Annotated in this window: 3 protein-coding genes; 1 reads left to right on the top strand and 2 read right to left on the bottom strand. The window is 71.2% G+C overall.

What is annotated here, in order from left to right; translation table 11 throughout:
• Positions 1-2 precede the first annotated feature (2 nt).
• A complete protein-coding gene (locus FNH08_RS47610; RefSeq protein ID WP_152778136.1) occupies positions 3-1175 on the bottom strand; it encodes a PP2C family protein-serine/threonine phosphatase in 1173 nt (390 codons plus the stop codon).
• Between the two features lie 193 nt (positions 1176-1368).
• On the opposite strand from FNH08_RS47610, the gene FNH08_RS47605 reads away from it, so the two are divergent.
• The gene (locus FNH08_RS47605; protein WP_152778135.1) at positions 1369-2598 is read left to right on the top strand and encodes a GNAT family N-acetyltransferase; all 1230 of its coding nucleotides are present in this window, start codon (positions 1369-1371) and stop codon (positions 2596-2598) included.
• A gap of 53 nt (positions 2599-2651) precedes the next feature.
• Here FNH08_RS47605 and FNH08_RS47600 read toward each other — a convergent pair.
• A partial coding sequence (locus tag FNH08_RS47600; protein WP_152778134.1) for an Fpg/Nei family DNA glycosylase occupies positions 2652-3205 on the bottom strand: 554 nt, incomplete at its 5' end.

Raw genomic sequence — 3205 nt, 5'->3', positions numbered from 1 at the left:
GGTCAGCGGGGGGCCGTTGGGCCCTCTCGGGAGATCAGGAGGAGGGCTCGGTCGTCGTTCACGTCCTTGGCGACCGCTTCGATGAGGTGCCAGGCGGCGCCGTGGAAACCGCCGGCGACATAGCGGTCGGCCTCGCCCGTCAGGCGGTCGATGCCTTCGACGATGTCGCGGTCGGAGGTCTCGACCAGCCCGTCAGTGAACAGCATCAGGACGTCACCGGGGCGGAGAGAGCCCTTGACCGGGTCGAACTGGGCGCCGTCGTACACGCCCAGCAGCGGTCCCTCCGCGGCCTTCTCCTCCCAGCGGCCGCTGCCCGCGCTGAGTTGGAGCCCCGGAGGGTGCCCGGCGGAGAAGAGTTCGTAGTCGCCCGAGTCCAGGTCCAGGACGAGGTGGATCGAGGTCGCGAAGCCCTCGTCCCAGTCCTGGCGGAGGAGGTAGCCGTTCGCGGCGGGGAGGAAGGCATGGGGTGGGAGCGATCCCAGAAGTCCCCCGAAGGCGCCCGAGAGGAGAAGTGCGCGTGAGCCCGCGTCCATGCCCTTGCCCGAGACGTCCGTGAGGACGACCTCCAGCGTGCGGCCGCCGTTCGTACGGGCCGCGACCACGAAGTCGCCCGAGAAGGACTGCCCACCCGCCGGCCGCAGCGCCATCTCCCGGTGCCAGCCCAACGGCAGCTGGGGCAACTTGCTCTGCACACGGATGCGTTCGCGCAGGTCGAAGAGCATCGTGCCGCCCCGCCGCCAGGGAACACCGACCCGGCTGCGGAACTGCGCGATGAGAAGTCCGAAGAAACCGCAGGCCGCGACGACGAGTACGATGCCCGGCGTCACCCGGGACGGGCCCTCCGTGTACGGGCCGAGTTGCACCGACTCCACTATCAGGGCGGTCGCCGCGGCCGCGTACAGCGCCAACAGGCTGGCCGGGCGCAGCAGCAGGCCGCCCGCGACGATCGGGAGGACCAGGACCGCCGGGGACACCCACACCGAGTTGGCCATCGTGCACGCGGCGATCAGGGGGATCAGCAGCATCAGACCGGCGAGCGCGACCCAGTCGGAGCCGTCCCCCCGGAAGTAGTCGACGGCGGATTTGCGCACGCCGGTGCGGACCCGGTGAGCCAGTTTCTTCAACCGGGCCGTGAACGTCTCGGCCTCCGCGCGCCGCTCTCGTCCTGCTGCCATTGTTCGGGACCTTATCGATCGGACCAGCTCTTGTGCACGGGAGGTCCTACTTGTCCCCCTTCCGAGGGCCGGTTCACGACGAATCTCACACAGATCCCGCGCTGCGGGACAGCGCGGACCGGCCCGCCCGGCCCTCCGGGGGGCCGAGCGAAAATAGCTCGCCCAGCCCGGATTGTCCTGGTAGGCATGGCGTATGGCGACTGACTTGCGGGTGCTGCGGAAGGCCGAGTGGAACGCTTGGTACGACAACCTCATCCGTGCGTTCGGCGGTGTGGCCGAGTCCACCGAGGAGCGCGAACTGTGGGACGACCTCACGGAACACGACCGTGCCATCGGCGTCTGGGACGGTGACCAATGCGTGGGCACGGCGGGCGCGTTCACCTTCCGTATCACCGTCCCGGGCGGCGCCTCGGTCCCGGCCGCGGGCATCACGATGGTGAGCGTCGCGGCCACGCACCGGCGGCGCGGACTGCTACGGACCATGATGCGGCGGCAGTTGGACGACATCCGCTCATGGGGTGAGCCCCTCGCCGTACTGACGGCCTCGGAGCCCGTGATCTACGGGCGGTTCGGATACGCCGCCGCCACGCAGCAGTTGAGCGTCGAGGTGGACACCACCCGCGCACAACTGCTCGTGCCGCCCGGTACGGACGACGTACGCCTGCGGTACGCGCCGCCGGCCGAGGTGATCGAGGCGTGCGAAGCGGTGTACGCGCGGCGGGTGCCCGAGCGGCCGGGCATGCTGGCGCGGCAGCCCGGCTGGGAGCGGCTGGGGCTGCTGGACCCGGAGAGCGACCGGAACGGGCAGTCGCCGTTGCAGTGCGTGGTCGCCGAGAGGGGCGGAGAGGTGGTGGGGTACACCCGCTTCCGCATCAAGGGCGACTGGGACCACGCGGGCGCCCGGAGCGCCGTGCATCTGCGGGACCTGGAGGCCCTGGACCCGGCCGCGCACGCGGCGCTGTGGCGGTTCCTCTTCGACATCGACCTGACGTCGAAGGTCGTCGCGTACGGGCGGCCGGTCGACGAGGCGTGGCTGCACATGGTGTCCGACATCCGGCGCTGTCAGGTGCGGATGCGGGACTCGCTGTACGTACGGCTCGTGGACGTGGGCGCGGCGCTGGAGGCGCGGACGTACCAGGCGCCGGTGGACGTGGTGTTCGAGGTCGAGGACGCGTTCTGCCCCTGGAACGAGGGGCGCTGGCGGCTCACGGGTGACGCGAAGGGCGCGAGCTGCACGCGGACGGACGACCCCGCCGATCTCGCCCTGTCCGTACGGGAGTTGGGGGCGGCGTATCTGGGCGGGGTGAGCCTGGCGTCGCTGGCGGCGGCCGGGCGGGTGCGGGAGGTGCGGCAGGGTGCGCTGGCGGAGGCGTCGGTGGGCTTCTCGTCGGCCGTGGCGCCTTGGCTGCCGCACGGGTTCTGAGGGCGTGTTCGGCTCCGCAGGGTTCTGAGGCGCGTTCGGCTCCGCCCGCAGGTTCAGCTCTGTTGGCAGGTGGGGCACCAGAAGAGGTTGCGGGCGGCGAGATCGGCGGTGCGGATCTCGCCGCCACAGACATGGCAGGGCAGGGTGGCCCTGCGGTACACGTACACCTCGCCGCCGTGGTCGTCGATACGGGGCGGTCGGCCCATGGCCTCCGGGGTGTGCTCCGGACGGACGGTGTCGATGCGGTTGTTGCGCACGCCCTCGCGCATGAGCTCGACGAGGTCGGCCCACAGAGCGTCCCATTCCCCGGAGGTGATGTCCCTTCCGGGGCGGTAGGGGTCGATGGTGTGCCGGAAGAGGACCTCGGCGCGGTAGACGTTGCCCACGCCCGCGATGACCTTCTGGTCCATGAGGAGGGCGGCGATCGTCGTACGGCTGCGGGAGATGCGGCGGTACGCCGCTGAGGGGTCGGCGTCCGGGCGGAGGGGGTCGGGGCCGAGACGGTCGTGGAGGGCCTGCTTCTCGGCGCCTGTGATCAGCGCGCAGGTGGTGGGGCCGCGGAGGTCGACGTACGTCGTGTCGTTCGCGAGGCGGAGGCGGACGGTGT

The organism is Streptomyces spongiae, from assembly GCF_009377185.1.
GTDB classification, from domain to species: Bacteria; Actinomycetota; Actinomycetes; order Streptomycetales; family Streptomycetaceae; genus Streptomyces; species Streptomyces spongiae.
The sequence above is the reverse complement of the archived record's forward strand: the minus strand, read 5'-3'. Positions and strand labels throughout refer to the sequence as shown.

Excerpts from the sequence above, each read along its gene's own strand:
- FNH08_RS47605 (WP_152778135.1), top strand. The coding sequence starts at position 1,369 with ATGGCGACTGACTTGCGGGTGCTGCGGAAGGCCGAGTGGAACGCTTGG.
- FNH08_RS47610 (WP_152778136.1), bottom strand. The coding sequence starts at position 1,175 with ATGGCAGCAGGACGAGAGCGGCGCGCGGAGGCCGAGACGTTCACGGCC.